The organism is Metabacillus idriensis, assembly GCF_009674765.1.
In the GTDB taxonomy this organism is placed as follows: domain Bacteria; phylum Bacillota; class Bacilli; order Bacillales; family Bacillaceae; genus Bacillus_P; species Bacillus_P idriensis.
In genome coordinates, this window is record NZ_WKKF01000040.1 from 1 (window position 1) to 310 (window position 310).

At 43.5% G+C, this 310-nt stretch carries 1 protein-coding gene; it reads left to right on the top strand.

The window, feature by feature from the left end; translation table 11 throughout:
- The coding region (locus GJU41_RS24555) for a zinc ribbon domain-containing protein (protein ID WP_154319811.1) at window positions 1–274 on the top strand (274 nt) is incomplete at its 5' end.
- Between the last annotated feature and the right edge of the window lie 36 nt (window positions 275–310).

Sequence of the window (310 nt, forward strand, 5' to 3'; positions counted from 1 at the left end):
CATTAGCGAAGTGAGTTGGTCACAATTCAGAACGATGCTTGAGTACAAAGCAAAATGGTACGGTAAACAAGTCATTGTCGTATCGAAGACATTCGCTAGTTCTCAACTCTGTTCACGTTGTGGATACCAAAACAAAGCCGTTAAGAATCTCGCCTTGCGTGAATGGGATTGCCCCTCGTGCGGCACTCATCACAATCGAGATCTTAACGCAGGACTTAATCTTAGAAACGAAGCCAAACGCATCTCAACCGCAGGAACTGTGGAGATCGCCTAATCAATTAGAAATCAAATGGTTTCTGTACTTAGGAAT